The sequence below is a fragment of the Micromonospora sp. NPDC049903 genome (assembly GCF_044460945.1).
Taxonomy (GTDB): domain Bacteria; phylum Actinomycetota; class Actinomycetes; order Mycobacteriales; family Micromonosporaceae; genus Micromonospora.
In genome coordinates this window covers 720,143-746,848 of record NZ_JBITKL010000001.1, presented here as the reverse complement: position 1 = coordinate 746,848, position 26,706 = coordinate 720,143, and the positions used below count along the sequence as shown (strand labels likewise).

General features: G+C 72.6%; 29 protein-coding genes. 16 read left to right on the top strand and 13 right to left on the bottom strand.

Going from position 1 to position 26,706, the window contains the following annotated elements; all coding sequences use genetic code 11:
- Position 1: 1 nt before the first annotated feature.
- From ACIBO1_RS03050 to ACIBO1_RS03040, 3 genes are read right to left on the bottom strand one after another with little or no spacing between them, the layout of a single operon-like run.
- Positions 2-616 (bottom strand): copper resistance protein CopC, encoded by a 615-nt coding sequence (locus ACIBO1_RS03050; RefSeq protein ID WP_396740988.1) that lies wholly within the window; start codon positions 614-616, stop codon positions 2-4.
- Between the two features lie 17 nt (positions 617-633).
- Entirely contained in the window at positions 634-1,851 is a 1,218-nt protein-coding gene (locus tag ACIBO1_RS03045; RefSeq protein WP_396740987.1) for a Dyp-type peroxidase, read from the bottom strand.
- Entirely contained in the window at positions 1,848-2,438 is a 591-nt protein-coding gene (locus ACIBO1_RS03040) for a copper chaperone PCu(A)C (RefSeq protein ID WP_396740986.1), read from the bottom strand. The genes ACIBO1_RS03045 and ACIBO1_RS03040 overlap by 4 nt, the downstream gene beginning before the upstream one ends.
- A 192-nt stretch (positions 2,439-2,630) precedes the next feature.
- Between ACIBO1_RS03040 and ACIBO1_RS03035 the strand changes: the two genes are divergently transcribed.
- The 4 genes from ACIBO1_RS03035 to ACIBO1_RS03020 are packed head-to-tail and all read left to right on the top strand — an operon-like array spanning position 2,631 to position 5,733.
- Positions 2,631-3,056 carry a molybdopterin-binding protein gene (locus ACIBO1_RS03035; RefSeq protein WP_396740985.1) on the top strand — a complete coding sequence of 142 codons (426 nt, stop codon included), beginning with the start codon at positions 2,631-2,633 and terminating at the stop codon, positions 3,054-3,056.
- On the top strand, positions 3,053-3,826 hold the full coding sequence (gene modA, locus ACIBO1_RS03030) for a molybdate ABC transporter substrate-binding protein (protein ID WP_396740984.1): 774 nt from the start codon (positions 3,053-3,055) through the stop codon (positions 3,824-3,826). Before ACIBO1_RS03035 ends, modA begins: the two co-directional genes overlap by 4 nt.
- Positions 3,827-3,838: 12 nt before the next feature.
- A complete protein-coding gene (locus tag ACIBO1_RS03025) occupies positions 3,839-4,639 on the top strand; it encodes an ABC transporter permease (protein WP_396740983.1) in 801 nt (266 codons plus the stop codon).
- Positions 4,636-5,733, top strand: a complete 1,098-nt coding sequence (locus tag ACIBO1_RS03020; protein ID WP_396740982.1) for an ABC transporter ATP-binding protein — start codon at positions 4,636-4,638, stop codon at positions 5,731-5,733. The genes ACIBO1_RS03025 and ACIBO1_RS03020 overlap by 4 nt, the downstream gene beginning before the upstream one ends.
- Here ACIBO1_RS03020 and ACIBO1_RS03015 read toward each other — a convergent pair.
- From ACIBO1_RS03015 to ACIBO1_RS03000, 4 genes are all read right to left on the bottom strand, one after another.
- The gene (locus ACIBO1_RS03015) at positions 5,712-7,916 is read right to left on the bottom strand and encodes an HAD-IC family P-type ATPase (protein WP_396740981.1); all 2,205 of its coding nucleotides are present in this window, start codon (positions 7,914-7,916) and stop codon (positions 5,712-5,714) included. The two genes, ACIBO1_RS03020 and ACIBO1_RS03015, sit on opposite strands and share 22 nt — an antisense overlap.
- Before the next feature lie 13 nt (positions 7,917-7,929).
- Entirely contained in the window at positions 7,930-8,166 is a 237-nt protein-coding gene (locus tag ACIBO1_RS03010) for a preprotein translocase YidC (protein WP_396740980.1), read from the bottom strand.
- 60 nt (positions 8,167-8,226) lie between these two features.
- On the bottom strand, positions 8,227-8,349 hold the full coding sequence (locus tag ACIBO1_RS03005; protein ID WP_131051346.1) for a 50S ribosomal protein L36: 123 nt from the start codon (positions 8,347-8,349) through the stop codon (positions 8,227-8,229).
- Positions 8,350-8,495: 146 nt separating this feature from the next.
- Positions 8,496-9,518 (bottom strand): aldo/keto reductase, encoded by a 1,023-nt coding sequence (locus ACIBO1_RS03000; RefSeq protein WP_396740979.1) that lies wholly within the window; start codon positions 9,516-9,518, stop codon positions 8,496-8,498.
- A gap of 88 nt (positions 9,519-9,606) precedes the next feature.
- Between ACIBO1_RS03000 and ACIBO1_RS02995 the strand changes: the two genes are divergently transcribed.
- Positions 9,607-10,212, top strand: coding sequence for a TetR/AcrR family transcriptional regulator (locus ACIBO1_RS02995; protein ID WP_396740978.1), 606 nt, complete (start codon positions 9,607-9,609; stop codon positions 10,210-10,212).
- A gap of 84 nt (positions 10,213-10,296) precedes the next feature.
- Here the strand turns inward: ACIBO1_RS02995 and ACIBO1_RS02990 are convergent, their stop codons facing one another.
- The 4 genes from ACIBO1_RS02990 to ACIBO1_RS02975 are packed head-to-tail and all read right to left on the bottom strand — an operon-like array spanning position 10,297 to position 12,652.
- Positions 10,297-10,638 (bottom strand): hypothetical protein, encoded by a 342-nt coding sequence (locus ACIBO1_RS02990; protein ID WP_396740977.1) that lies wholly within the window; start codon positions 10,636-10,638, stop codon positions 10,297-10,299.
- Positions 10,635-11,060: a DUF202 domain-containing protein gene (locus ACIBO1_RS02985; protein WP_350696070.1), complete on the bottom strand. Its 426-nt coding sequence runs from the start codon at positions 11,058-11,060 to the stop codon at positions 10,635-10,637. The genes ACIBO1_RS02990 and ACIBO1_RS02985 overlap by 4 nt, the downstream gene beginning before the upstream one ends.
- Positions 11,057-11,779, bottom strand: coding sequence for a sulfite exporter TauE/SafE family protein (locus tag ACIBO1_RS02980; protein WP_350696068.1), 723 nt, complete (start codon positions 11,777-11,779; stop codon positions 11,057-11,059). Before ACIBO1_RS02980 ends, ACIBO1_RS02985 begins: the two co-directional genes overlap by 4 nt.
- A gap of 3 nt (positions 11,780-11,782) precedes the next feature.
- Entirely contained in the window at positions 11,783-12,652 is an 870-nt protein-coding gene (locus ACIBO1_RS02975; protein WP_396740976.1) for a hypothetical protein, read from the bottom strand.
- Between the two features lie 123 nt (positions 12,653-12,775).
- Between ACIBO1_RS02975 and ACIBO1_RS02970 the strand changes: the two genes are divergently transcribed.
- The 11 genes from ACIBO1_RS02970 (at position 12,776) to ACIBO1_RS02920 (ending at position 24,587) form a co-directional block, all read left to right on the top strand.
- A complete protein-coding gene (locus tag ACIBO1_RS02970) occupies positions 12,776-13,558 on the top strand; it encodes a DeoR/GlpR family DNA-binding transcription regulator (protein ID WP_396740975.1) in 783 nt (260 codons plus the stop codon).
- A 435-nt stretch (positions 13,559-13,993) separates the two neighbouring features.
- Positions 13,994-15,196, top strand: a complete 1,203-nt coding sequence (locus tag ACIBO1_RS02965; protein WP_396740974.1) for a mandelate racemase/muconate lactonizing enzyme family protein — start codon at positions 13,994-13,996, stop codon at positions 15,194-15,196.
- Positions 15,193-16,653 (top strand): aldehyde dehydrogenase family protein, encoded by a 1,461-nt coding sequence (locus ACIBO1_RS02960; RefSeq protein WP_396740973.1) that lies wholly within the window; start codon positions 15,193-15,195, stop codon positions 16,651-16,653. Before ACIBO1_RS02965 ends, ACIBO1_RS02960 begins: the two co-directional genes overlap by 4 nt.
- Positions 16,654-16,655: 2 nt before the next feature.
- Complete coding sequence (locus ACIBO1_RS02955; RefSeq protein WP_396740972.1) at positions 16,656-17,762, top strand: diphosphate--fructose-6-phosphate 1-phosphotransferase; 1,107 nt, start codon at positions 16,656-16,658, stop codon at positions 17,760-17,762.
- A 23-nt stretch (positions 17,763-17,785) separates the two neighbouring features.
- Complete coding sequence (locus tag ACIBO1_RS02950; protein ID WP_396740971.1) at positions 17,786-19,081, top strand: ABC transporter substrate-binding protein; 1,296 nt, start codon at positions 17,786-17,788, stop codon at positions 19,079-19,081.
- Positions 19,082-19,085: 4 nt separating this feature from the next.
- Positions 19,086-20,042 carry a carbohydrate ABC transporter permease gene (locus tag ACIBO1_RS02945; RefSeq protein ID WP_396692247.1) on the top strand — a complete coding sequence of 319 codons (957 nt, stop codon included), beginning with the start codon at positions 19,086-19,088 and terminating at the stop codon, positions 20,040-20,042.
- Complete coding sequence (locus ACIBO1_RS02940) at positions 20,039-20,890, top strand: carbohydrate ABC transporter permease (RefSeq protein WP_396740970.1); 852 nt, start codon at positions 20,039-20,041, stop codon at positions 20,888-20,890. The genes ACIBO1_RS02945 and ACIBO1_RS02940 overlap by 4 nt, the downstream gene beginning before the upstream one ends.
- The gene (locus ACIBO1_RS02935; protein ID WP_396740969.1) at positions 20,887-21,894 is read left to right on the top strand and encodes an alcohol dehydrogenase catalytic domain-containing protein; all 1,008 of its coding nucleotides are present in this window, start codon (positions 20,887-20,889) and stop codon (positions 21,892-21,894) included. Before ACIBO1_RS02940 ends, ACIBO1_RS02935 begins: the two co-directional genes overlap by 4 nt.
- Positions 21,891-22,811 (top strand): 2-deoxy-5-keto-D-gluconate 6-phosphate aldolase domain-containing protein, encoded by a 921-nt coding sequence (locus ACIBO1_RS02930; protein WP_396740968.1) that lies wholly within the window; start codon positions 21,891-21,893, stop codon positions 22,809-22,811. The genes ACIBO1_RS02935 and ACIBO1_RS02930 overlap by 4 nt, the downstream gene beginning before the upstream one ends.
- 8 nt (positions 22,812-22,819) lie before the next feature.
- Positions 22,820-23,518 carry a GntR family transcriptional regulator gene (locus ACIBO1_RS02925; protein WP_396740967.1) on the top strand — a complete coding sequence of 233 codons (699 nt, stop codon included), beginning with the start codon at positions 22,820-22,822 and terminating at the stop codon, positions 23,516-23,518.
- Positions 23,505-24,587 carry an alcohol dehydrogenase catalytic domain-containing protein gene (locus ACIBO1_RS02920; protein WP_396740966.1) on the top strand — a complete coding sequence of 361 codons (1,083 nt, stop codon included), beginning with the start codon at positions 23,505-23,507 and terminating at the stop codon, positions 24,585-24,587. The genes ACIBO1_RS02925 and ACIBO1_RS02920 overlap by 14 nt, the downstream gene beginning before the upstream one ends.
- A gap of 61 nt (positions 24,588-24,648) precedes the next feature.
- Here ACIBO1_RS02920 and ACIBO1_RS02915 read toward each other — a convergent pair whose 3' ends face one another.
- Both ACIBO1_RS02915 and ACIBO1_RS02910 read right to left on the bottom strand, forming a co-directional pair.
- Positions 24,649-25,317 (bottom strand): response regulator, encoded by a 669-nt coding sequence (locus tag ACIBO1_RS02915; protein ID WP_396740965.1) that lies wholly within the window; start codon positions 25,315-25,317, stop codon positions 24,649-24,651.
- Positions 25,314-26,570 carry a sensor histidine kinase gene (locus ACIBO1_RS02910; RefSeq protein ID WP_396740963.1) on the bottom strand — a complete coding sequence of 419 codons (1,257 nt, stop codon included), beginning with the start codon at positions 26,568-26,570 and terminating at the stop codon, positions 25,314-25,316. The genes ACIBO1_RS02915 and ACIBO1_RS02910 overlap by 4 nt, the downstream gene beginning before the upstream one ends.
- Positions 26,571-26,706: the final 136 nt, after the last annotated feature.

The following is a 26,706-nucleotide window of genomic DNA, read 5'->3' as shown; positions in this document are numbered from 1 at the left end:
CTCACTGCCCGACGGCGCGACGGCGGCGCAGCAGGAACACCGCCGCACCGACCGCCAGGATGACCAGCACCCCGGCACCGACCAGCAGCCCCACCGGGGCCGAGTCGTCGTCGGTGCCGCTCGCGGCGGGGCTGGCGGAGACGGTCGGCTCCGCCGATGGCGTCGTCTCGGTCGGCTCCGGGCTGGGAGTGGGGCTCGGGGTCGGGGTCGGCTCGGCGGTGGCGGTCGGGTCGGCCACGGTGAACTCGTACGACCCCTGCACCGGGTGCCCGTCGGCGGAGACGATCCGGTACGCCACCGTGTAGACGCCGTTGACCAGCGGCTCGTCGATGGTGATCGTGCCCTTGGTGCCGTCCACCTCCGGCTCGCTGGTGGCCACCTTCTCCTTGTCCGCGTCACTGAGCGTGATCGTGGTGTAGTCCGGGTTCAGTCGCTGGAGGAACTGGAGGGTGACCTTGGTCGGCGCCTTTTTGACCTCGGCGTCCTGCGCCGGGGTGGCCTTGGTCAGCACGTTGTGCGCGTACGCGGGGGAGGCGGGCGTGGCCAGCAGCGTCGTGGCGGCCAGCAACGAGGCGGCCAGTGCGGCGGTGACCCGGTGGCGGAGGCGGGTGGACATGCGGGTGATTCTCCTCGTCAGTCGAGCAGTTGCCGGCCGATCCAGCCGTTCTCCGGGCACCCCGGCGGGACGGCGAAGACGGCGGAACCGATCGGGGTGACCCACTCGTTGAGCAGGTCCCGCTCGGCGAGCCGCCGCTGGATGGGCAGGAACTGGCGGTCGATGTCGGCCTGGTAGGAGGCGAAGATCAGTCCGCTGTCGGCGGTGCCGTCGGCGGCCGGTGTTCCATCGTAGTTGTAGGGGCGGCGGAGGATCCGGAACCGGTCGTCGGTGACGTGTGCCCGGGTGACGTGGGAGAAGTCCGGCATCACGGTGAGCCCGTCCGGGCCGAGGGCGGCGAAGTCCGGCTCGTCGTGCTCGTCTGCCCCGGTCAGCGGCGCGCCGTCGCCCAGTCGCCGGCCGACGGCCAGTTCCCGGTCGACGCGTCCGAGCAGGTCCCAGGTCTCCAGGTCCATGCTGATCCGCCGCACCACCAGCGTGGTGCCGTGCCGCAGCCAGTCCGGGCCGTCGGGCACCCAGACCGCAGTCTCGACGGGGACGCCCGGCTTCGGGTTGGCGGTGCCGTCGAGCTGGCCGAACAGGTTGCGTTGGGTCCGGCCCGGCTCGGCACCGGCGGCCCGCCGGAAACCCTGCTGGACCCAGCGGACAGTGGCGAACGGACGGCTGTCCTTGACCAGCACCCGCTGGGCGTGCGCGACCGTGATCGGGTCGTCGGCGCACACCTGGATCAGCAGGTCCCCGCCGGACCAGCGGGGTTGCAGCCGGTCGACCCGGAACGCGGGCAGGTCGGCGACCGAGGGCGGGCGGCGGTCGTCGAGGCCGGCGGCGGTGAACAGGCCCGGGCCGAAGCCGAAGGTGACGGTGAGCCGGGCGGGCAGCAGGCCCAGTTCCGGCTCGGTGTCGGCCAGCGCTGGACGGCCCTGGGTGAGCCGGGCGGCGTCGTCGGAGAGTAGCCGCAGCATCCGGCCGAGGGCGGCCCGGTCGGTGCCGGGGCGCAGGGTGAAGGCGACGAACGCCGCGTGCGCCTGGGGCTCGGTGGTGATCCCGGACTGGTGTACGCCGTGGAACGGCTCGGTCGCCGCGCCGACGGTGACCGCCACCGGCTCGGGACGTACCGCCGGTGGGTCGTCCCGGCCGGCGGCGACGGCGGCGGCACCGGCCAGCGTGCCCCCGGCGGCCAGGGCGCCGCCGGTGAGCAGTCCGCGCCGGCTCACCGGCCGACGGGTCGGGGTCACGACGCCGGGCTGGGGGAGGTGTGCGGCATCGGCTCGCCGTGCCCCGGGGCGTAGCTCTCCTGCGCGCCGGTGAACGGCTTGGCCACGGCGGTGAACGTCTGGGTCCGGCCGTCGGCGAAGGTGAGCGTGATACTCAGCTCGTCCCCGGCCTTGACCGGTGCGGTCAGGTTCATCAGCATCAGGTGGTCGCCGCCGGGCTCCAGCTTGTGCTCGCCACCGGCCTTGATCACCACACCGCCGGTCTTGGCCTGCATGACCATCTTGCCGTCCCGCATGGCCATCTCGTGCACCTCCATCGGGGAGACCTCGGTGCTGGCGCCGGTCAGGGTGACGTCGGTGTCGCCGTCGTTGACCAGCGTGGCGAACGCCGCGGTCATGCCGTCGTCGGCGGCCTTGACCCACGGGTCGCGTACGCCCAGCACGCTGGCGGCCTCGCTCGGCGCGGCGGCGGCCGGGGTGGCCGACGGGCCGGGGGCGGCGGTCGACGCGTCGTCGGACGAGCCACAGCCCGCGACGACGGCGGCCAGGACGACGCCGGTAAGCAGGAGTGCCGGGCGGACGAGCCGGCGGGAGGCGGTGCTGGGCATGGGCTTCCCCTCGATGAGCGATCTCGTGAGCTTGGTCGGCTCCGACGCCTCGGAAGTTCCGGACCGCGAGGTAACCCGGATCACGGTCGGCCACCGGGCGCCGCAGGTTCGGCCGGGATCGGGCAACAGCCGTCGTGGATGCGGCCTCGATCTGGTCTATCGAGCCGCACCTGCGGCCGTTACGATCCGTCCGTGACGATGTTCCGGATGGGTGAGGCGGCCGAGTTGCTCGGGGTCAGCGTCGACACCATGCGCCGCTGGGTGGACGGCGGTCGGCTCACCGCGAGCCGCGACGAGCACGGACACCGGGTGATCGACGGGGTCGAGCTGGCCGCGTTCGTCCGCGCCCAGGCCACCGAACCCGGCGGGCGGGCCGACGAGTCCTCGGCGCGCAACCGGCTGCGCGGCATCGTCACCGCCGTGGTCAAGGACGCGGTGATGGCCCAGGTCGACATCCAGGCCGGTCCGTTCCGGCTGGTCTCGCTGATGAGCCGGGAAGCGGTCGACCACCTCGGCCTGGAGGTCGGGTCGGTGGCGGAAGCAGTGATCAAGTCGACCACCGTCGTGGTGGAGAAGCCCGCCGTGCCGGCCGGCAGCAGAGGAAGGGCCCACTCGTGAGAGCAGTACGTCTCCTGGCCGCGGTCACCGCACTCGCACTGCTGGGCGGATGCGCCGAGGACGCCGCGGACCCGCCGGCCGGCGGGAACGGGATCGGCGGTGAGCTGACCGTCTTCGCCGCCGCGTCACTGACCGAGTCGTTCACCCGGATCGGGCGGGACTTCGAGGCGGCCCACGAGGGTGTGAAGGTCACGTTCAGCTTCGCCGGCAGCTCCGCGCTGGCCACCCAGATCAACCAGGGCGCACCCGCCGACGTGTTCGCCTCCGCCGCCCCCGCCCCGATGGCCACCGTCACCGAGGCGGGCAACGGCGACGGTGAGCCGGTCACCTTCGTCCGCAACCAGCTCGTCATCGCCGTACCCGAGGGCAACCCCGACCGGGTGACCGGGCTGAGCGACCTGACCAGACCCGGCGCGAAGGTGGCCCTCTGCGCCGAGCAGGTGCCGTGTGGGGCGGCGGCGCGGACGGTGCTGGACGCGGCGGGCGTGGCGCTCACCCCGGTCACTCTGGAGCAGGACGTGAAGGCCGCGTTGTCCAAGGTGCGGCTGGGCGAGGTGGACGCCGCGCTGGTCTACCGGACCGACGCGCGGGCCGCCGACGCGGACGTCGACGGCGTCGAGTTCCCCGAGTCGGCCGGGGCGATCAACGACTACCCGATCCTGGTGCTCAAGGAGGCCCGCAACGCGACGACCGCGCGGGCCTTCGTGGAGTACGTCCGCTCCGACACCGGGCAGGCCGTGCTCACCGAGGCCGGATTCCAGGCGCCGTAGTCGGTGACCAGCGTGCCCACCCGTACCCGGCGCACCGGGCGGATTCCGATCGCCCTGCTGGTGCCCGCGACGCTCGGGATGGTCTTCCTGGTGCTGCCGCTGGTCGGGCTGCTGGCCCGGACACCGTGGAGCACGCTGCCGCAGCGACTCACCGAACCGGGCGTGCTGACCGCGTTGCGGCTGTCGGTGCAGACCGCCTCGCTGGCCACCCTGCTCTGTCTGGTCCTCGGCATCCCGCTGGCCTGGCTGCTGGCCCGGGTGTCGTTCCCCGGCCGCCGGGTGGTGCGCGCCCTGATCACCGTGCCGCTGGTGCTGCCTCCGGTGGTCGGCGGTGTGGCGCTGCTGCTGGTCTTCGGTCGGCGCGGGCTGGTCGGCTCCTGGTTGGACAGCACGTTCGGCATCACGCTGCCGTTCACCACCACGGCGGTGGTGCTCGCCGAGGCGTTCGTGGCCATGCCCTTCCTGATCATCGCGGTGGAGGGGGCGTTACGTGGCGCGGACACCCGGTACGAGGAGGCCGCCGCCACGCTCGGTGCCGGCCGGTGGACCACCTTCACCCACGTCACGTTGCCGCTCGTCGCGCCCGGCGTCGCGGCCGGGGCGGTGCTCTGCTGGGCCCGTGCGCTGGGCGAGTTCGGTGCCACCATCACCTTCGCCGGCAACTATCCCGGCCGGACACAGACCATGCCGTTGGCCGTCTATCTGGCGCTGGAGACCGACCTGGAGGCCGCGATCGTGCTCAGCCTCATCCTGCTCACCGTCTCCGTCGTGATCCTGGCCTGCCTGCGCGACCGGTGGATCAGCTCGCCATGACCGCCTCGCCACCGACACCGGCCGCCGGGTCGCCGCTGCTCGACGCCCACCTGACCGTGGCACGGGGCGAGTTCCGGCTGGACCTGCCGCTGGCCATCGGCCCCGGCGAGGTGGTCGCGCTGCTCGGGCCCAACGGGGCCGGCAAGACCACCGCGTTGCGTACCCTCGCCGGGCTGCTCCCGCTCTCGGCCGGACACCTCACTCTGGACGGCCGCGACCTCGACGACCCGGAGCGGCGGATCTGGACCCCACCCGAGCGCCGGTCCGTCGGCGTGGTGTTCCAGGACTACCTGCTCTTTCCACACCTCACCGCCTTGGACAACGTCGCGTTCGGCCCGCGCCGACAGGGCCTGAACCGTCGGCAGGCGCGCAGCCTGGCCGCCGACTGGCTGGCCCGGATGGGGTTGACCGCACACGCCGGGCACAAGCCCCGGCAGCTCTCCGGCGGGCAGGCCCAGCGGGTCGCCCTGGCCCGGGCGCTGGCGGTGGAACCGGCGCTGTTGCTCCTCGACGAGCCGTTGGCCGCGCTCGACGCCGGGACCCGGCTCGACACCCGCGCCCAGTTGCAGCGGCACCTCGCCGCGCACACCGGAGCCACCCTCCTGGTGACGCACGACCCGCTCGACGCGCTGGTGCTCGCCGACCGCTTGGTCATCGTCGAGCACGGTAAGGTCGTGCAGGAGGGCAGCGCCGCCACCATCACCGCCCGACCGCGCACCGACTACGTGGCCCGCCTGGTCGGGCTCAACCTGTACCGGGGGCAGGCCAGCGGGCATCAGGTCCGGCTCGCCGACGGGTTCCGGCTGACCGCCGGGGACCCACAGGACGGCGACGTGTTCGTGGCGTTCCCACCGTCCGCGGTGGCGCTGCATCCACGGCAGCCCGACGGCAGCCCGCGCAACACCTGGCCGGCCACCATCACCGGGGTGCAGCGGCACGGCGACAACCTGCGTATCCAGCTCGCCGGCCCGATCGAGGTGGCCGCCGACGTCACGCCGGCCGCCGCCGCGCAGCTCGCGCTCACCCCGGGCCAACCGGTCTGGGCGGCCGTCAAGGCCGCCGAGACCCGCGCCTACCCGGCCGCACCGGTCTGATCCCGTGTACCCGTCTGGTCCTGCGGCCGGAGCCGGACCCGGCGCAGCAGTTGGGCGTTGAGCGCGACCACGATGGTCGAGGCGGACATCAGCACCGCCGCGACCGCCGGGCTCAGCGCCACTCCGGCCCCGGCCAGCACCCCGGCGGCGAGCGGCAGCGCGACCACGTTGTAGCCGGCGGCCCAGACCAGATTCTGGATCATCTTCCGGTACGCGGCGCGGGACAGCCGGATCACTCCGGTCACGCCGCGCGGGTCGGAGGAGGCGAGCACCACCCCGGCCGACTCGATCGCCACGTCGGTACCCGCGCCGATCGCGATGCCCACGGTGGCGCGGGCCAGCGCCGGGGCGTCGTTCACCCCGTCACCGACCATCGCCACCCGCAGCCCACGTCGGTGCAGGTCCGCCACCGTGTCGTCCTTGTCGGCCGGCAGCACCTCGGCGAAGACCTCGTCCTCGCCGGGCCGGAACCCGAGGTCGGCGGCGACCGCCTCGGCCACCGGACGGGCGTCACCCGTGATCATCACGATCTTCCGGATGCCCTGGGCGCGGAGGTCGGCGACCGCCTGCCGGGCCTCGGGGCGTACCTCGTCCTCCAGGGCCAGCGCGCCCAGCACCCGTGCCCCGTCGTCCTGCAGCCGCAGCAGGTGCAGCACCGCCGCGCCGCGATCGGACCAGTCCCGCTGTCGTCGGGCGAGATCGTCGGGCACGGTGACCCCGAACTCGCGCAGCAGCGCCGGCCCGCCGACCGCGTACGTCACGCCGTCCACCTCGGCGCGCACGCCCCGGCCGGTCAGCGACCGGAATCCGGTCGCCGTCCGCCGGTCCGCCTGCCGCTCGGCAGCGACCACGATGGCCCGGGCCAGCGGATGCTCGCTGTCCGCCTCCACCGCCGCCGCGATGGCGAGTACGTCCCGCTCACCGTCACCGGTCCCGTCCGACCGGTCGCTTCCGGCGTCGCCCGGCCGGCGGCTTTCGACGTCGTCCGGGCGGTCGCTTCCGGCGTGGTCCGCCGCCGGGTGGTGTTCGTAAGTGGCGGCGACGTCGGTGACCACGTGTTCGCCCCGGGTCAGCGTGCCGGTCTTGTCGAACAGCACGGTGTCCACCGTCCGCATCCGCTCCAGCGCCAGCCGGTCCTTGACCAGGATGCCGCCCTTCGCGGCGACCGCCGTGGAGAGTGCGATCACCAGCGGGATGGCCAGGCCGAGCGCGTGCGGGCAGGCGATGACCAGCACCGTCACCGTACGGACGACCGCCTGGTCGAGGTTGCCGAGCACCGTCCACACCAGCAGGGTGACCAGGGCGGTGGCGGTGGCGATGTAGAACAACCACGCGGCGAACCGGTCGGCGAGCACCTGCGCCCGTCCGCTGGACTGCTGTGCCTGCGCCACCAGCCGTTGGATGCCGGCCAGCGCGGTGTCGTCGCCGACCGCGTCGACCCGTACCCGTAGTGCCGCGTCGGTGGCGACCGTGCCGGCCACGACCCGGTCGCCGGGCGAGCGGGACACCGGCCGCGACTCCCCGGTGATCATGGATTCGTTCAGCTCGGCCGCGCCGTCGACGATCTGCCCGTCCGCCGGCACCCGGCCGCCCGGCCGGACCAGGACCAGGTCGCCGACGCGCAGGTCGGCCACGGTGACCGCCTGCGGTCGGCCGTCCGGGGCGAGGCGTTCCGCGTCGTCGGGCAGCAACGCGGCCAGCGCCGACAGGGCGCCTCGGGCCTGGCCGATGGCCTTCATCTCCTGCCAGTGTCCGAGCAGCATGATGGTGACCAGTGCGGCCAGTTCCCACCAGAAGTCCAGGTCGAACGCGCCGATCGCGGTGGCCAGCGACGCCGCGTACGCGACCGTGATCGCCATCGCGATCAACAGCATCATCCCGGGGGCGCGGTCCCGGAGCTCGCGTACCGCGCCCTGGAGGAAGGGCCAGCCGCCGTAGCCGAAGACCACCGTGCCGAGCACCGGACCCACCAGGTCGACGCCGGGGAAGTCCAGTCGGTAGCCGAACCAGTCCATCACCATCGGGCTGGTGAGTACGACGGGCACGGTCAGCGCCAGGCTCAGCCAGAACTTGCGGCGGAACGCCTCCGGATCATGCCCGGCGTGCGTGTCGTGCTCGCGGTGCCCGGCGTGCTTGTCGGGTGCGGCGTGCCCGGTGTCGTGGTGACGGCCGTGCTGAGGCATCCGCCGGCCCGCGTCAGTGGGAGGCGTCGGGGTGTCCGGGCATGCTGGAGCCGCCGCCACTGCTGCCCGAGGAGCCGCCGGTCATCCCCGACCCGTTGTCCTCGGTCACCAGGTCCGGCCGTACGTCGGTGTCGGCTGGCGCGGGCACCTCGGTGTCCGCCTCGACCTGGACGAGGGGTACCTGACCGGCCTCGTCCTCGGCGTGGTCCGGATCGACCGGCTGCTCGCCGTCCCGCGCTCGGTAGCTCACGGTCGCCTCCTGTCGTACGGTGTCTGCCCCGCCATGTCGCTTTCGGGATGGCGGGGAATGTCAGCCCTGTCGGGCCTTCTGGCGCGGATCCTTCTTGTTGACCACGACGACCTTGCCCCGACGGCGGACCACGATCGAGTTCATCTTCCGCGTCAACGACCGCAACGAACTCCTGACCTTCATCGCCCCTCCCGTCCCCAGCGGGTGACCGCACGCGGTGCCGCCTGCCGTGCGACCCGTCTACCCGTACCTGCGGACACCACACGCGGCACGCGGGCCAGGCGGGGCCGTAGCCCTGCCTGACTCGCGCGGCGCGCGCTCTGCCCGGCTCACGCGGCGCGGCGCTCGCTGACCGGCCGGCGGCGTAGCGCGGGTTCGGTCAGGGCCGGAGGCAGGTATGCCTGGTCGAGTCGGGTGACGTCGGTGCCGGGCGGGACGATCTCGTCGATCCGGTCGAGGACGTCGTCGGAGAGCGCGACGTCGACGCCGTCGAGCAGGCCGTCGAGCTGGTCCAGGGTGCGGGCACCCAGCAGCGCGCTGGTCACGCCCGGGTGCGCGATGGCGAAGGCCATGGCGAGGTGGGTCAGCGGCACGCCGACCTCCTCGGCGAGCGGGACGAGCCGTTCGACGACGTCGATCCGGCGCTCGTCGGTGAGGTGGCGGAAGAGGTGGGCCCGCCGCAGGTCGTTCTGCTGGCCCTTGCGGACCCGGCCGGTGAGCATCCCCTGGCCGAGCGGGCCCCACACCAGCGTGCCCATCCCGTAGCGCTGCGCGGTCGGCAGCACCTCGTTCTCGATGCCCCGGTTGAGGATCGAGTAGGGCGCCTGCTCGGCGCGGAAACGTGCCAACCCGCGTCGTTCGGCGACCGACTGCGCCTCGACGATGTCGCCCGCCGGGGTGTTGGACGAGCCGATCGCGCGTACCTTCCCGGTGCGGATCAGGTCGGTGAGCGCGGAGAGCGTCTCCTCGATGTCGGTGTCCGGGTCCAGCCGGTGCACCTGGTACAGGTCGATGTGGTCGGTACGCAGGCGGCGCAGGGAGTCCTCGACCGCAGTCATGATCCAACGTCGGGAGGTGCCCTGCTGGTTGGGGTCGGTACCCGTCGGGCGGCTGAACTTGGTGGCCAGGACGACGGTGTCCCGCCGTCCCACGAGCGCCCGCCCGACGACCTCCTCCGAGTCGCCGTACGCGTCGGAGGTGTCGATGAGGTTGATGCCGACGTCGAGCGCCTTGTGGATCACCCGGACCGAGTCCTGCGGGTCGGGGTTGCCGACCTGGGTGGCGAACATCAGCGCGCCGAGAGCGTACGGGCTGACCTTGATGCCGGTCCGGCCCAGGGAGCGGTACTGCATGATCGTCTCCTCGCGGTATCGTCAGATGAAGCGGAATGTCTTTCCGGAATTATACGGAAAGGCTTTCCGGAACAGCAAGGGGGTTGGAGTGTCGGACGAGACGACAGGTTCGAGGGCGGGCGCACAGGCGTCCCGCCGAAAGCGCACCGACGCGCAGCGCAACGTCGACTCGTTGCTCGACGCGGCGAAGACGGTCTTCGGCACCTCGGGCGTGGACGCACCCGCGAAACAGATCACCGACCTGGCCGGCGTCGGGGTCGGCACGCTCTACCGGCACTTTCCCCAGCGCTCCGACCTGATCAAAGCGGTGATCGAGCGGGAGATCGACGCCTGCGCCGAGGCGGGCCCGGCGCTGGCCGCCGCACACGAGCCGCTGGCCGCCCTCGCTGGGTGGCTCGACCGGCTCGCCGCGCTCGTCGCGACGAAACGGGGGTTCGCTGCGGCGTTGCACTCCGGCAATCCGGCGTACGACGGCCTCTCCGGCTACCTGATGGAGAAGCTGGGCCCGCCCCTCGGAGCCCTGCTCGACAGCGCGACAGCGGCCGGCGAGATCCGGGCCGAGGTCAGCCCGCAGGACCTGATCTATGCGGTCGCGAAGCTGTGCGCGCCGATGCCGGACGAGGAGCCCGACTACGCGCGCCGCATGGTCGCGCTTCTCGTCAACGGACTACGGTCCGGCGAGGTCCCGCGCTGACACCGGGACGGGCGTCCGTCGCGTGCGCGGGACGGTCAGGTCTCCCGTGGCCACGACTCGGGTGACGACGGTCGACGTGTTCGGTCATGCCAGGAGCACGGCGATCGCCCCGCCCAGCCCCGCGAGGGCGGTCATCGCGGCTACCAGCGCGAGCAACGCGGGCGCCGGTGCGGTCGGCGGTGCGGCCCCGGCCGGCAGAGCGGTCGAGGCGCGGCGGGGGACCCGGGCCGCAGAGGCCCGACGAGGCAGCGGTCCGATCATCACCAGCAGCGCCACCGCGGCGAACGGGGCCGCGAACGCCAATGCGGCGTGCCCCAGGTCGAACGCCAGGATCCGACCGACCACGAGCGCGGCCAGCGCATAGGCGGCGGCGGTACGACGCCACGCCAGTCGGGTCCGCTCGACGTGCAGGCCCGCGCTGCTCACCGCAGCAGACCAACGGTGAGCAGGACTCCGACGGTCAGCAGCCCGGTGGCGAGCGGCACCGCCATGCTGGTCGGCGGCGGCAGTCCCCGGCTCAGTCGCAGTGCCCGCTCGGTGCGCAGCCAGCCGAACCAGGCGTGGGCCGGGGTGAGCGTGCCGAGTGCGATCAGGAGCACGGCGGCGGCGAGCCGGTAGCCCGGGTGGATGGGCAGGTTCAGGCCCTCCAGGGCGATGCCGGCCGCGAAGAGCGCCAGTGACGTACGGATCCAGGCGAGGAAGGTGCGCTCGTTCGCCAACGTGAACCGGGGATCGGGGTCGGTGCCGACGGCGAAGAGTCGCCCGGGTCGGCGGACCGCGTCGGCGCGGGGTACGTCGTCCGGGTCGGCGGGCGCGAGGGTGGATTCGGTGCCCTGGCGTCCGGTCACAGCGAGGTCACCCCCTTGCCGACGGCGAGCAGGCTGCCGCCGAGGGCCAGCAGAAGCATCACCCGGCGTGCCTGGGCCTCACTGACCCGTCGGGTGAGGAACTGCCCGCCGAGCAACCCGGCCGCCATCGCCACCCCACAGATGGCGATGAAAGGCAGGGAGACCGCCGGCGGTCCCTTCGCGGCCACCGAGAGCCCGTTGCTCACCAGTCCGACGAGTTGCACGCTGGGCACGAAGGCGCGCTGCGGCCAGCCGGTGCTGGCGGCGTAGACCGCCAACGGGGGGCCGCCGGTGGCGGCGGTGGTGTTGCAGAAGCCCGAGGCCAGACCGGCGACGACAGCTCCACCGCGACGGCGGAGCAGCCGCAGTTCCCGCCCGGCGACCACCCAGAGCACCGAGCCGGCGGTCAGCGTGCCCACCCCGATCAGCAGCACCGGGGTGGGCAGGGTGCGGACCACCAGCGCGCCCAGCGGCACGGCGATGACGGCACCGGCGGCGAGGGTCGCGGCGAGGCGCCGTTCCAGGTGTCGAAAGGTCCCGGCGAGCACGATCAGGCAGATCGCGATGGAGAGGACGTTGGCGAGGGTGACCCCGGTGTGCGGCCCGAGCAGGACCACCAGGAAGGGGGCCGCCACCAGCGCGAATCCCAGACCGGTGAGGCGCTGCGCCGTGGCGCCGAGCGCCACGGCGACCACCGCGAGCAGATCGCCGACCGGCACGGCTCAGCGGGTTACGGCGTCGTCGACGAGGTCGGCGAGTCGGCGCAGCCGGTCGGCGGAGACGGTGGAGAGGTCCGACTCCAGGGTGGGGCTGCCGATCACCGAGGCCCAGACGGCACGTCCGGCCAGGAAGCCGGAGGCTCCGCCCCGGCAGGCCGTCCGCACGGCCGTACCGAAGCGCTCCGCCGGTACGCCGGACGAGAGGACGACCCAGGGGCTGTCGATGACCTCGGTGAGCCGTTGGGAGCCGGCGAGGATCTCCGCCTCGGTGCCCTTGCCGTGGGTGGGGACCTCGGCCTTGTACAGGTCGGCCCCGAGAGCGCCGAGTTCCCGGGCGGCGGCGTGGATGCCGGCCTCGTGGTCGTACTCGCCGCCGTCGCGTGGGCCCCGGCTGACCGGCTCGATGATGCTGACCAGGCCGTGCTTGCGACACCGCTCGATGAAGTCGGTGGCGAGCGCGATCCGACCCTCGGGGTCTTCGTCCGGACGCCAGAGCAGGAGCAGTTTGAGGGCCTTGGCGCCCTCGGCGCGGACGGTGGCCGGGACGACGGCGGGGTCGATCGCCACGTCGGCGACGAACTCGGTGGCGCTGCCGGTGAAGGCGTCCGCAGCGGCGATCAGGGCGCAGTCGGGGGCGACGGCGCCGCTGGCCACCACGGCGTCCCAGCCGAACTGCTTGTCCACCAGCAGGGCCGAGGCGTACGGACTGAGCACCCGGGCGACGGTCACCTTGAAATCGGTCAGTTGCTGGTCGGTGACGGGGGTGGACTGGTGGGCGGCGAACATGGCCCGCAGGGCCTCGCGCTGGTCGACGGCGAGCATCGCGTAACCGCCTGAGGGGCGGGCCAGGCTTGAGGTGGGGAAGTCGGTCACAGCTCATCCTCCCGGGAAGGCAGAACAACAACGGATGGTAAAACTAACATCCGTTGTTAGAAATCAACCAGATGGGCTGGTGCTCTAGACTTCACCCATTCGCCCGAGAGGAAGGCGCCCGGCGTGACCTTGGAGTCCCTGCGCTACGACGGTGCGCCGCAGCGCCGGACCCAGATCATGGCGGCGCTGCGCCGTTCGGGCTTCCTCTCCGTGACCGACCTCGCCGAGCACCTCGGCGTCTCCCCGATGACCGTCCGTCGTGACCTGCGCAGGCTCGCCGAGCGGGGCGAGGCGGTGCTGGTGCACGGCGGGGTCAGCCTGCCTCCCGGGGGCGCCGCAGGCCCCAGCTATCTGCACCGTGCGCAGGTCAACCCCGAGGCCAAGCTCGTCGTCGGTCGCGCCGCCGCAGCGCTGGTCACTCCCGGTGACACGATCGGCGTGGACAGCGGTACGACCGCGGCCGCCGTGGCGCACTGCCTTCCCGACGACTTCGACGGTTGCCTGGTCACCCACTCGGTTCCGGTGCTGGCACAGATGTTGGGTCGACCTCGGGTCCGGGTGATCGGCCTCGGTGGCGAGGTGCTGCACGAGAACCAGGCGATGGTCGGCTTCGCCGCACTGGATCTGCTGCAGCGGATGCGGGTGCGGATGCTCTTCCTGGGGGCAAGCGCGGTGGACGCCCGTGGCGTCTACGTGCGTTCCGAGGTGGAGCTGACCGCGAAGCACGCGGTGATGGAGATCGCCGACGAGGTGGTCCTGGTCGCCGACGGCAGCAAATTCGACGCCAGCGCCCCGGTCCGGGTCTGCGCCTTCGACCGGATCGACACCCTGGTCACCGACGTGGAGCTGCCGCCGGCCGTGGCCGACGCCGCCCGGCGCGCCGGGACCCGATTCGTCCGCGCCTGACCACCGACGCCCCGACCCGCGTCGCCCCGACCCGCGCCGCCCGGCCCAGGCTCCGGCGTGCGCTGCCCCGGCCCGCGCCGCCCCGACCCGCGCTTCGGCTTGCGTTACCCCGACCCGCGCTTCGACCTGCGCCGCGCCGGCCCGGGCTTTGACCTGCGCTGCGACGACTCGCGCTCGGGGTCCGCTTCGCACCGCCCCGCGCTGATTCGCGGCCGGTGACCTGCGCCGGATGGTGACCACCGGCCGGCTGCACTCGACCGACGGGCCGTGACCGCAGGCCGCACCCGACCGCCGTCTGCTGCGCCGGGTCGACGCGTGGCGGAACCCCGGCTCTGCCCGCTCGGCAGGCAACACATTTGTTACGGGCCCTTGACGTGGACTTCACGTGCCTCCAAGATTGCATGCACCTTGGTGGCAGTTGTGAGAGAGGGAACAATGACCCGAACGTCCGCAGCCGTGGGGCAGCCCGCCTCCGTACCGGCGGCCACCGTGCCGTCACCGGCGGCGCTGCCGGACGTCGCCGTGGCCGCCGTGCGCTGCCGGGTGCTGCGGGCCCGCCCCGACGAGAAGATCGCCATGTCCTTCGCCCCGCTGACCCACCGGGTGATGATCCTGGTCGAGGTCGAGCTCGCGGACGGTTCGGTGGGCGTGGGCGAGACCTGGGCCAACTATCCCTCCTGGGCCTGGCGGGAACGGATCGCCACGATCCACGAAGGCGTCGCCCCGCTCCTGGTCGGTCGGCGTTTCACCGACACCGCCGAGGCCCACCGGACGCTGCTGCGGCGACTGCGCCCGCTGGGCCGGCAGTGGGGCGCGCCCGGCCCGATCCACCAGGCCGTCAGCGGCGTCGACCTGGCCCTGTGGGACCTCGCCGCCCGGCACGCCGGGGTGAGTCTGACCCGGCTGCTCGCCGACCACCCCGAGCCGCCCACCGAAGTGCCGGTCTACGGCTCCAGCCTCGGCCCGACCGGGGTCGTCGAGACCGCCGAACGCTGCGCCGCCCTCGGCCTGACCGCCGTGAAGGTGAAGGTCGGCTTCGGTGCCGAGACCGACCTGGCCAATGTCCGCGCCGCCCGCCGGATCCTTGGTGACGACGCGCAGATCTTCGCCGACGCCAACCAGGCGTGGTCGCTCGACGAGGCGCTGGACGTCACGCCCGCCCTGGGCGACCTCGGGGTGGCCTGGTTGGAGGAGCCGCTCGCCGGTGACCGCCCGGAGCAGTTGGCCGAGCTGACCCGCCGCACCGGTATGCCCCTGGCCACCGGGGAGAACCTCTACGGCGCGGCTGCCTTCACGCCGTACCTGCGTGACGACGCGGTGCGGATCGTCCAGCCGGACCTGAGCAAGGTCGGCGGTATCACCGAGTTCCTCGCCGTCCGGACGGCCGCCACCGCCACCGGGCACACCGTCAATCCGCACCTGTACAACGGCGCCGTCGCCACCGCCGCGACGATCTGCGCCGCCGCCGCCAGCCGGGCCACCCGACTCGTCGAGTGGGACGTCCGCTCCAACCCGCTGCGCGCTGCCGCCGACGCGCTGCTCACCGACCGCGGCACCGTCCGGGTGCCGGACCAGCCCGGCCTCGGCATCGACCTCGACCCTGACCAGCTCGACCGCTACGAGGAGCAGCTACCGTGACCGACCCCATCGTCTCGCAGGTCCTCGCCTCCGACACCGCCGTGCGGATCGCCGGCCACGCCGACGCCGGTGGCGCGCGGTTGGCCGTGCACGACCCGGCCAGCGGCGTCGCGTTCGCCGAGGTGACCCTCGGTGCGGCGGCCGAGGCCGCCGCCGCCCTCGATGCCGCCAAGCGGTCCGCCGCCGGCTGGGCGGACAGCCCAATCGCCGAACGGGCCGCCGCGCTGCGGGCCATCGCCGACGCCGTCGAGCAGCTCGCGGCGGAGGACGAGTGGCCTTCCCTGATCACCCGGGAGACCGGCAAACGACTCGCCGAGGCCCGCGCCGAGCTGGGGCTCACGGTGGCGTACTTCCGGATCACCGCCGAACTGCTCGAAGGGCAGTCGGCCGAGCGGTTCGACGTGGTGCCGGGCATCCGGCACGAGGTGCGGACCAAGCCGCTCGGGGTGGCCGCCGTACTCACCCCGTGGAACTTCCCGGTCTCCATCCCGGCCCGCAAGATCGCCCCGGCGGTGGCGGCCGGAGCGCCAGTGCTGTTCAAGCCGAGCGAACTCGCCCCGTTGTCGTCGTTGGTGCTGGCCGAGGTCTGCGCCGGGCACCTGCCCGAGGGGCTGCTCTCCACCGTCCTCGGCACCCCCGAGGACGTGGTGACCCCCTGGCTGGCCGACCCGGCGGTGCGCGTGGTGTCGTTCACCGGCTCCACCCGGGTCGGGCGGCTGGTCGCCGCCCAGGCCGCCCCGCACTTCCTGCGTACCGTGCTGGAGCTGGGTGGATGCGCGCCGTTCGTGGTGCTCCCCGACGCCGATCCGGCGGCGGCGGCCGATACCCTGGTGGTCGCCAAGTACCGCAACAACGGCCAGTCCTGCATCGCCGCCAACCAGGTCTTCGTCGCCGCCGAGGTGGCCGGGGAGTTCACCGAGGCCTTCGTCGCCGCCACCCGGGCGCTGCGCGTCGGTGATCCCGCCGACCCGGCCACCGACCTGGGGCCGCTGGCCCCGGCCGACGACCCCGCCCGGATGGCCGCGATCGTCGCCGAGGCGGTCGCCCGGGGCGCCCGTGCCGTCACCACCGACGCCGGTCTGCCCACGACGGGGCACTTCGCCGCCCCCACCGTGCTGCTGGACGCCCCGGCCGACTGCCGCGCGATGACCGAGGAGATCTTCGGGCCGGTCGCGCCGGTGCACGTCTACCGGGATCTCGCCGAGGCGCTGCGCCTGCACCACGCCACCGGGTACGGGCTGGCCGGCTACGTCTGCGGCACCGACCTCGACGCCGCCCGCGCCGTGGCCGGTCGGCTGCGAGCCGGGATCGTCGGCGTCAACACCGGCACGCCGAACACTCCGTGGGTGCCCTTCGGCGGGCTCGGCAACTCCGGCCTCGGTTACGAGGGCGGACGTCCCGGCCTCGAAGCGTTCCAGAGCTTCCAGAGCGTGGCGACCCGGCCGGTCGAGGGCTGACCATGCGCCTGCTGATCGGACAGACCGGAGCGCCGACCGCCGTGGTCAACGCCAGCCTCCGTGGCTTCCTGGAGGCTGCCGACGGGCACTCGGTGCTGGCCCTGCGCGGTGGGCCGGACGCCCTGGTGAGCGGAGCGTTCACCGAGGTCACCCGGGCGGACGTGCCGGTGGCGGCTACCCGCCGGGGTGGGTCCTGGCTCGGCGCGGGCCGCCGGGCGGTGACCGTCGCCGACCTCGACGCCGCACTGGACTCGCTCGACCGGCACCAGGTCGACGGGGTGTCGCTGATCGGCGGCAACGGCACCATGGCCCTGCTGCACGCCCTCGCCGAGCGGGCCTCCGAGCGGGGACGACCCCTGGTCACCGTCGGCATCCCGAAGACGGTCGACAACGACCTGGTCGGCGTCGACCACAGCCCCGGGTACGCCTCGGCCGCCCGGTACCTCACCCGCATCGTCCCGGACCTGGCCCGCGACCACGCGGCGATGGCCGGGGTGGAGCAGGTCCGGATCGTGGAGACCCTGGGTCGCTCCGTGGGCTGGCTGGCGCTGGCCGCGACCTGGCACGGCGACGACCCGGCACACGCACCCCACCTGGTGCTGCTGCCGGAGGTCCCGTTCGACACGACCGTCTTCCTGGACCGGGTCGCCGACGCCCTGGCCACCCACGGTCGGGCCTTCGTCGTGGTCAGCGAGGGCGCCGCGCCGGAGCTGACCGACGAGCCGTTCGAGGCGGCCAACCACACCCGCATCCTGCTCGGCGGCGTCTCCCGGGTGCTCGCCCGCACCGTCGGCGAGCGACTCGGCGTCGCCGCGCGGGGCGAGGTGCTCGGGATGGCGCAGCGCAGTGCCGCCTCGCTCGCCTCCGAGACCGACCGACGCGAGGCCGCCGAGGTCGGGCGGCGTGCGGCCCGGCTGCTGTCGGAGGGCATCGGCGGGGTCATGGTCGGGCTGCACCGCCGACCCGGCGATTCGTACGACGTCGGGTACGACCCGGTGCCGCTGGCCGAGGTGGCCGGGCGGACCCGGGCCGTGCCCGAGCAGTGGCGCACCACCCACCCCACCGAGCTCGACTCCTTCCACCGCTGGCTGGAACCCCTGCTCGGCTGACACGAGAACACGGAAGGGAAGACATGCGCAGATACCTCACCGCCGGGGTCGCTCTGGTCATGACCGGCGGGCTCCTCGTCGGCTGTGGCGGGGGCGACTCCGCCGGAGCGTCCGACGAGATCAACCTCATCATGTCCAACCACCCCTGGCAGCGGGCGATCGAGCCGCTGATCGGCGACTTCGAGCGCGAGTCGGGGATGAAGGTGCGGGTGCAGACCTTCGCCGAGCAGCAGATGCGCGACAAGGTGCAGCTCAACCTCCAGTCGCGCAGCTCCGCCATGGACGTGTTCATGGCACTGCCCTCCCGGGAGGGGCCGCAGTTTGCCCGGTCGAACTACTACGAGCCGCTGGACTCGTACGTCTCCGGTGCCGCCGACTACAACGTCGAGGACTTTCCCGAGGCGGTACGGGCCGGCATGACCGTCGACGGCAAGCAGATCGCCGCGCCGATCAACGTCGAGGCCGTGGTGCTCTACTACCGCAAGGACCTGTTCCAGCAGTACAACCTCACTCCGCCGACCACGTTGGCGGAGCTGACCAGTACTGCGGCGGCGATCAAGGACCGCTCGAACGGCGCGGTCACTCCGATCGCGTTGCGGGGGCAGTCGACGGCGCTGCCGTTCACCTTCGGTCCGTTCCTGCACGCGCGTGGGGTGGAGTGGACCAAGGAGGACAAGGTCACGCCCAACTTCGACGACCCGCGGGCGGTCGAGGCGATCGACCAGTACGCCACCCTGGCCCGCGAGTACGGCCCGGACGGAGTGGTCAACAACACCTTCACCCAGTCGTCGGCGCTGATGGCCGCCGGCAACGCGGCGATGATGCTGGAGTCGAGCAACGAGGTCAGCAGCATCACCGACCCGGGCAGCTCGAAGGTCGCCGACGACCTGGGCGTGGTGGCGTTCCCCGCCGGGGAGGCCGGTTCCCGCACCACGATCCTCTCCTGGGGGCTGGCGGTCTCGTCGTTCTCGCAGAAGAAGGACGCCGCCTGGAAGTTCGTCGAGTGGGCGACCAGCGCCGAGGTCCAGCAGAAGCTGACCGAGTCGGGCATCGCTCCGCCGCGCACCTCGGTGGCGGCTTCGGAGGCGTACACCGCCTCGCTCGACACCGATCTGCTCAAGGAGTGGAACGAGGTGCTGACCTCGGCGCAGACCACCGGCTCCACCGAGGTCGGTCCGGTCGGGGTGGCGGCGCCGGAGATGCGCAAGATCATCGGCGACGCGGTCGGCCTGGCGATCCTGGATCGGGCCTCGGCCGCCGAGGCGGCCAAGCAGATCCAGGACGGTCTCGCCCCGCAGTTGGCCAAGAACGAGGGATGACGTAGTGGTCACCACAAGTCCGTCGGACGTCTCCCGCTCCGGTAAGCCGGAGCGGGGGGCGTCGCCTCCAGCACCACGGCAGCGCCGTCGGCGGCGGGTCGATCCGACCGCGCGGGGCATCATGCCGTTCGTCCTGCCGGCGCTGCTCGCCACCGGCGCCCTGGTGCTGGTGCCGATCGTCTACACCCTGTGGTTGTCGATCACCGACCGGCGGCCCGACGGCACCAATGCCGGGCTGCTCGGCTTCGGCAACTACCGGGAGATGCTGGCCACCCCCGAGTTCTGGAACTCGCTGCGGGTGACGATCTTCCTCTTCGTCGTCTGTCTCCTCGTCGAGACGCTGCTCGGCCTGGTGCTCGGGTACGTGATGAGCCTCGACGTGCCCGGCCGGCGGATCTTCCAGGGGATGATGCTCATCCCGGCGATCACCGCGAGTGTGGCGGTCGGTCTGCTGTGGCTGCTGATCATGGATCCTACGCTCGGTGCGGCCAACCAGATCCTCGGCGCGGTCGGTATCGACCCGGTGATCTGGCTCGGTGACCCGAGCATCGCGCCGTGGTCCATCGCGCTTGTCGACATCTGGCAGTGGACGCCGTTCATGGCGCTGATCATCTCGGCGGGGATCCGGGCGCTGCCGGAGGAGCCGTTCGAGGCCGCCGCGATCGACGGGGCGAGCGCGTGGCGGACCGCCTGGCACATCGGCCTGCCGCTGTTGCGCCCGGTGCTGACCGTGGCGATCCTGCTGCGCACCGTGGACCTGGTCCGGTTCTTCGACACCGTCTACATCATGACCCAGGGAGGTCCGGTGAACTCGACGAACACCCTGAACGTCTACGGCTACCGGGCCGCCTTCATCGACCAGGCTCCCAGCTACGCGGCGGCGTTGCAGATCACGCTGCTCGTCCTGGTGATCGGCATCGCCGGGCTCTTCACCTGGCTGCGTTCCCGGGAGGCGAAGTGAGCACCGTGGCCAACGCCGACACCGCACGTCAGTCCCGCCGCCGTCGCCTCGGTGTCTACGCGGCGTACGCCGTCTTCACCGTGATCTTCTTCGGTCCGGTGCTGTTCATGCTCTGGTCCTCGCTGCGGCGCAACATCGACATCACCGGCTCGATCTTCGCCATCGGGTCGGCCTTGACCCTGGAGAACTACACCGCCCTGTTCGAGCGGTTCGACTTCGGTCGCTACATCGTCAACAGCTTCATCGTCGCCGGTGGCTCGACCCTGCTCGGCCTGCTGCTGGGGGTGCCCGCGGCCTACGTCGTGGTCCGCCGCAACCTGCCCGGTCTGGGATTCCTCACCCTGCTGGCCCGGATGGCCCCCGGCGTGTTGTTCGTGCTGCCGCTCTTCGTCCTGTCGGTACGCATCGACGCGCCGTCGAACACGGTGCTGAACTACGGGCTGCTGATCGTCGCGCACCTGATCATCACGATGCCGCTCTGCATCTGGCTGCTGATCCCCTTCTTCGAGGAGATCCCGATCAGCATCGAGGAGTCGACGCTCATCGACGGCGCGAACGCCTGGCAGCGGTTCACCCGGATCGCCCTGCCGCTGGCCCTGCCGGGGCTGTCAGTGGCGCTGACGCTCAGCTTCGTCTTCTCCTGGAACTACTTCCTGTTCGCGCTGGCCCTGGCGAACAACGAGACGCTGCCGCTGACCGTCATCGCGTTCAACTTCATCGGCCAGGGATCGAACGACTTCGGTGGCCTGATGGCCGCCAGCACACTGATCTCGGCCCCCGCGCTGCTGCTCACCATCTTCGCGCAGCGCTGGCTGGTCCGGGGCATCACCGGAGGTGCGGTCAAGTGAGCACGACCAGTTCCCGGGCCCGGTTCACCGGTGACGGGCGGATCGACTTCGAGCAGGTGTCGCTCGGCCCGGTCGCACCGGGCGAGGTGCGGCTGCGGGTCGACGTCTGCGCGCTCTGCGGGTCGGACAAGCGGCTGCTCGCCGCGGGCTCGCCGGTGGTGCCCGGCCACGAGATCGGCGGCACGGTCGTCGAGGTGGGCGAGGGCGCGGACGTGCCGACCGGCACCCGGGCCATCGTCTACATCCCCGTGTACTGCGGCGAGTGCGTCCGCTGCCGGGCCGGGGCGACCAACCAGTGCCTGGCCCTGGGGGAGCTGATCGGGTGGCAACGCGACGGCGGGTTCGCCGAGCACGTGGACGTGCCGGCCCGCTGCGTGCTGCCGGTCCCCGACGACGTCGCGTTGGACGTCGCCGTGCTCGGCCTGGACACCGTCGGCACCGCCGCGCACGCGCTGAGGCTGGCCCGGCGTACCCGGGTCGTTGACGTCGACCGGGCTCTGGTGGTGGGGGCCGGCCCGCTGGGGCTGGGTGTGGTCGCCGTGGCACCGCTGCTGGGCGTCGGCGAGGTGCACGCGTACGACCCGCACCCCGGCCGGCTGGCCACCGCCGAGCGGCTCGGCGCCGTCCCCACCACCGCCGAGGAGCTGAGCCGGGAGAACCAGTACGACCTCGTGGTCGAGGTCTCCGGGGCGGCTGCCGCCCGGGAGACCGCTCAGCGGGTGGTGACCCCCGGCGGCACGGTGGTGGCGCTCGGCGAGTCGAACGAGCCGTACACCATGCCGGCGACGCCCCGGTGGCGGCGCACGGACTGCTTCACGGTGCGTTCGTTCTACTTCCCGGTCAGCGAGGTCGAGGAGAACTGGGCGCTGCTGCGGGCGGTCGGCGGCACCCTGCGCGACACCCTGACCCACCCGCTGCCCCTCGCCGAACTGCCCGGGGCGTTCGCCCAGTTCGTCGCCGGCGACTACGTCAAGCCCTGCATCGTCACGGAGGAAGCCCGATGAGTCTGCTGATCCTCGCCATGGACCAGCGCCCCTGGTTGACCAAGGCCCTTTACGGGCACACCGGTGTCGCCACCGTCACCGAGCGGGCCACCATCGCCGACGGCAAGCACATGGTCCTCGACGGACTGCTCTCCGCTCTGGCCGATGCACCCGAGCTGCGGGAACACGCTGCGGTGCTGGTCGACGACCTGCTCGGGCCGGGTGTGCCGGAACGGGCCCACGCCAACCGGGTCGCCCTGAGCATGCCGGTGGAGCGCGGTGGCCTCGACGTCTACGAGACCGAGCCGGCGGACCTGCCCGCGTTCCTGCGTCACCACTCGCCCACGCTGCCCAAGGTGCTCATCCGGTACAACGTGGACGGCGACCGCGAGGGCAACGCCGTGCAGCGGGACCGGTTGGCCGAGGTGGCCACGGCGGTCCACGACGCGGGTGGCCGGTTCCTGGTCGAACTCCTGGTGCCGCCGACGTCCGAGCAGCTCGCGGCGGTCGACGGCGACACTGCCGCCTTCGACCGTAAGCTGCGCCCCGAGCTGATCCTGCGTGGGATGACGGAGCTGTCGCAGGCGTTCCCGGTCGACGTGTGGAAGTTGGAGCATCTCGCCGAGGTCGGGCACTACCGCGCCGCCGCCGACCTGGCCGCCGCCACCGGCGGCGAGTGCATCCTGTTGGGCGCCAACGCTCCGGTGGAGACGGTGGACGGGTGGCTGCGTGAGGCGGCGGCGGGCGGCTTCACCGGTTTCGCCATCGGCCGTAGCATCTGGTGGGACGCGATGCGCGGACTGCTCTCCGGCGCGGTCGCCCGCCCGGACGCCGTCGCTGCGGTGGCGGCCACCTACCACCGTTTCGCCACGGGTTTCCTGGCCGCCGCGTCCACCGCCACGGCCGGCACCGGGTCGGTCGGGACGTCCACCGAGTGAGGTCACCTGTGCCGTCCACGTCGATCCCCGCGCAGCAGCGCACCGCCGCCGAGGCGCCGGCCCGGCCACCCGCCGAGGAGGCGGTGCGAGCCGGGGAGGTCATCTATCGGACGGTCCGCGACCGGATCATCTCCGGTGAGCTGCGGCCCGGGGCCCGGCTCAGTGTCCCGGCGTTGGCCGAGGAGTTCTCGGTCAGCCGCAGCCCGGTGCGCGACGCCGTCGTCCGGCTGGTCCAGGAAGGCCTGGCCAGCGAGACCATGAACCGGGGCGCGGTCGTCGCCCGGATCGGCGGGGCCGAGCTGGTCAGCCTCTACGAGGCGCGGGAGGCCCTGGAGTGGGCGGCGGCCCGGCTCGCCGCCGAGCGGTACACCCCGGCACTGCGGCGTACGCTGCTCGGTCTGCTGACCGCGCATCGGGCTGCCGCCGAGGCCGGTGACCTGGCCCAGCACCTGGAGTTGGACGCGGCGTTCCACCGGGAGATCCGGCTGGCCGCGCAGAGTCCGGTGCTCGCCCAGATGCTCGACGGGGTGCAGGGCCGGGTCCGGCTGGCGATGCGTTCCACCAGCGTCCAGGGCGGCATGCTGCTCGCCGTCGACGAGCACCAGGCCATCTTCGAGGCGATCTGCGCCGGTGACGCGGACGGCGCGGCCGAGGCCGCGTTGGCGCACATCCGCCGGCTCAAGGAGCTGTTGCATGACAGTCTCTGACACCGTGTCGACGACCGGTCGCGGCAGTACGGCGGCGGTGCGGTTCCACGGTCCGGGTGACGTGCGGCTGGACCAGGTGCCCGCCCGTGACCTGCTGCCGGACGAGGTGGCGCTCGCCCCGCTGGCGGTCGGGGTCTGCGGCACCGACGGCCACATCGTGGCGGGCTCCTTCCCCGCCGCCCGGCCGGTCGTGCTCGGTCACGAGGTCTGCGGTCGGGTCACCGAGCTCGGGGCCGACGTCGACGGGATCGACGTCGGTGACCTGGTGACCGTCGAGCCGCACCGCTACTGCACCGCCTGTGCGTACTGTCGGCTCGGCCAGGAGCACCTCTGCGACCACCGTCGTGGCTACGGGGTGCGGTTGGACGGCGGGATGACCCGACGGCAGATCGTGCCGGCGCGGATCGCGTACCGGCTGCCGGCGGGGACGCTGCCATGGATCGGTGCCCTGACCGAGCCGCTGGCCTGCTGCGTACACGGGATGGACCGGCTGGCGCCGGTCTCCGGCCTGCCGGTGCTGGTCTACGGCGCCGGTCCGGCCGGAGCGATGATGGTGGCGCTGGCCCGATCCGCCGGCTGCGCGCCGGTGGTGGCGATGGACCCCCGGGCGGATCGGCGCAGGTTGGCGTTGGCGATGGGGGCACACGCGGCGTTCGACCCGACCGACCCGGAGACGGAGACGGCGGCCCGGGCGTTGACCGGGGGGTTCGGATTCCCGTACGTCGTCGACGCCGTCGGGTCGTCGCGGATCCTGCGCGACGCGATGGCGATGGCGTCGCGGGGCGGGCGGATCCTGGTCTTCGGGGTCGCCCATCCCGAGGACGAGGCGCGCATCCGACCGAACGAGATCTTCTCCCGCGAGTTGACGATCATCGGCGCGTTGATCAACCCGTACACCCACCAGCGGGCGGTGGGGCTGCTCTCCGCGTTGCCGCTGGAACGCCTGAACCCGGCCTTCTTCGGGCTGGACGAGCTGCCGGCGGCCCTGGCCGAGCAGCGGTCCGGCACCGCCGACAAGGTCTTCCTCGCACCGTACGGGCAGCAGGCCGCCATCAGCGCGGTCGGCTGACCGGGCGTTCGCCCGGCCGGTGCGGACGTTTCGCCGCATCGACGTCAGAGAGTGGACGCGGTCAGAGCGGGGAGCAGACGTCGTTGCGCCACGCCCAGGCGGCGATCTCGACGCGGTTGCGGACGGCGAGTTTGCGCTGCACGTTGGCCAGGTGCGTCTTGACCGTCGACAGCGTCACGAAGAGCCGTCCGGCGATCTCGTCGTTGGTGTTCCCGTGCGCCACGAGTCGGACCACCGCCAGTTCGCGTTCGGTGAGCGGCTCGGTGGGCGGCGCCTCGGGTGTCTCGGGTTCGTCCCCCCGGCGCGGCGCCAGGTGCGACAGCAGACGCACGGTCACTGCCGGCGAGATCAGCGAGGTCCCGGCGGCGGCCGCGCGGACCGCCTCCACCAGCAGGTTGGGTGAGGTGTCCTTGAGCAGGAATCCGCAGGCGCCGTTGCGGAGCGCCCGGTACACGTACTCGTCGAGGTCGAAGGTGGTGACGATGAGGACGTTGAGCGGGTTCCGGACGGCCGGCCCGGCCAGCAGCCGGGTCGCTTCCAGGCCGTCGAGCTTCGGCATCCGGATGTCGAGCAGGCACACGTCGGGGCGCAACCGGCGGGCCTGGTCCACGGCGGCCTCGCCGTCCGCCGCCTCGGCCACCACCTCGATATCCGGCTGGGTGGTCAGGATCATGCGGAACGCCGTACGGATCATGTCCTGGTCGTCGGCGAGCAGGAGCCGGATGGTCATGCGATCTCCTTCGCTTCGGCCCCGGCCTCGGGCCTGAACGGGCGGAACCGGCGTCGGCTGCCCGAAGGCCGGTCGTCGATCGGGAGGGTCGCGGTGACCTGCCATTCTGACTCGACCGGCCCGGCCGAGAGTTCGCCTCCCGCAGCCCGTACCCGCTCGCCGAGGCCGGTCAGGCCGAAGCCACCGGCCGGCAACGGCGAACCGGCCGGCTTTCCGTCGTTACGGATCGACACCTCGGCGAGATCGGGCCGGTCGGCCTGGACTCGGATCCGGATGTCGATTCGCGTCGCCTCGGTGGTGTGGCGCAGCACGTTGGTCAGCGCTTCCAACACGGTGTGATGTGCCGCATCGAGGGTGGCGTCCGGCAAGGCCCGGTGCGCCAGCGCCTCGTCGACGGAGACGGTCGGCGTGGGGTGTCCGGGCGGCAGAGTGCTGGTGACAGCGGTGAGCATCTCGTCAAGTGTGCCGTGGGCGGGCGCGGGCGCCGACGTCTCGTCGCGCAGGATGCCGACGAGCGTACGCATCGAGGTGAGCGCCTGACCGCCGGCCTGTTCGACACCGGCCAGCAGTTCGTCGAGATCCTCGGCGGACGGCGCGGCACCGGAACTCGTGACGAATCGGATGGCGCGCGTCTGCGCGACGATCGCGGTCACGTGATGGGCGACGTAGTCGTGCAGGTCGCGGGCGTGGTCCATGCGTTCCGCCTGCCGGGCCAGCCGGTCCAGGTCGGCCCGGCGGCGCTCCAGCAGGCGCAGATAGAGGCCGAGCAGCGCCAGGAACAGCACCCAGGCGGTCAGCGCGACGACGAGCACGTCACCGTACTGCGACATCGTTCCCGCGTTGACCGGATGGAGCAGGACCCGGGTCGGCAGCACGGCGATCGCGAGGATCGCTAGGGCGGCCGGACCTGCCGCGCGCCGGATCGGATGTTGCATGACCAGGCGGATCACCGCCACCGAGAGCACGGCGAGTTCCACGATGCCGAACGTGTGCTCCGGGCGCAGGGTCGGCACGAGCCCGAAGGCGGCCGAGACCGTGAGAGACACCACCGCCGCCACGGCGAGTGCGATCGGGCGGGCCTCGGCCAATAGCACCACGGCGACCGCGAGCAGCCCGCTGACGATCAGGCCGAGCGTGGCGGGCAGGGTGGGGCCGTCCAGCCCTTCGAGCACGACGAGGGCAGCCGCCACGACGGCGAGCAGACCCGCCGTCACCCGCTGTGACCTGCGAGGACCAGGGAAGATGACCAGCACGGAAGGCCACGGTACGACACCGGCGTCCGGGCGGCGTAGTTCTTTCGGCCGACTCCCCGCAGGGTCGCTCGGTAGCACGGCCGAGGTATGTCCCCGCCTTGCCGTCGCACGATCGAAACCGCACCGAACAGACGAG

What these genes read in the sequence shown, in the direction of transcription:
- ACIBO1_RS03050 (WP_396740988.1), bottom strand. Translation starts at nt 616, where the DNA reads ATGTCCACCCGCCTCCGCCACCGGGTCACCGCCGCACTGGCCGCCTCG.
- ACIBO1_RS03040 (WP_396740986.1), bottom strand. Translation starts at nt 2,438, where the DNA reads ATGCCCAGCACCGCCTCCCGCCGGCTCGTCCGCCCGGCACTCCTGCTT.
- ACIBO1_RS03020 (WP_396740982.1), top strand. Translation starts at nt 4,636, where the DNA reads ATGACCGCCTCGCCACCGACACCGGCCGCCGGGTCGCCGCTGCTCGAC.
- ACIBO1_RS03015 (WP_396740981.1), bottom strand. Translation starts at nt 7,916, where the DNA reads ATGCCTCAGCACGGCCGTCACCACGACACCGGGCACGCCGCACCCGAC.
- ACIBO1_RS03005 (WP_131051346.1), bottom strand. Translation starts at nt 8,349, where the DNA reads ATGAAGGTCAGGAGTTCGTTGCGGTCGTTGACGCGGAAGATGAACTCG.
- ACIBO1_RS03000 (WP_396740979.1), bottom strand. Translation starts at nt 9,518, where the DNA reads ATGCAGTACCGCTCCCTGGGCCGGACCGGCATCAAGGTCAGCCCGTAC.
- ACIBO1_RS02965 (WP_396740974.1), top strand. Translation starts at nt 13,994, where the DNA reads ATGACCCGAACGTCCGCAGCCGTGGGGCAGCCCGCCTCCGTACCGGCG.
- ACIBO1_RS02955 (WP_396740972.1), top strand. Translation starts at nt 16,656, where the DNA reads ATGCGCCTGCTGATCGGACAGACCGGAGCGCCGACCGCCGTGGTCAAC.
- ACIBO1_RS02950 (WP_396740971.1), top strand. Translation starts at nt 17,786, where the DNA reads ATGCGCAGATACCTCACCGCCGGGGTCGCTCTGGTCATGACCGGCGGG.
- ACIBO1_RS02930 (WP_396740968.1), top strand. Translation starts at nt 21,891, where the DNA reads ATGAGTCTGCTGATCCTCGCCATGGACCAGCGCCCCTGGTTGACCAAG.
- ACIBO1_RS02920 (WP_396740966.1), top strand. Translation starts at nt 23,505, where the DNA reads ATGACAGTCTCTGACACCGTGTCGACGACCGGTCGCGGCAGTACGGCG.
- ACIBO1_RS02915 (WP_396740965.1), bottom strand. Translation starts at nt 25,317, where the DNA reads ATGACCATCCGGCTCCTGCTCGCCGACGACCAGGACATGATCCGTACG.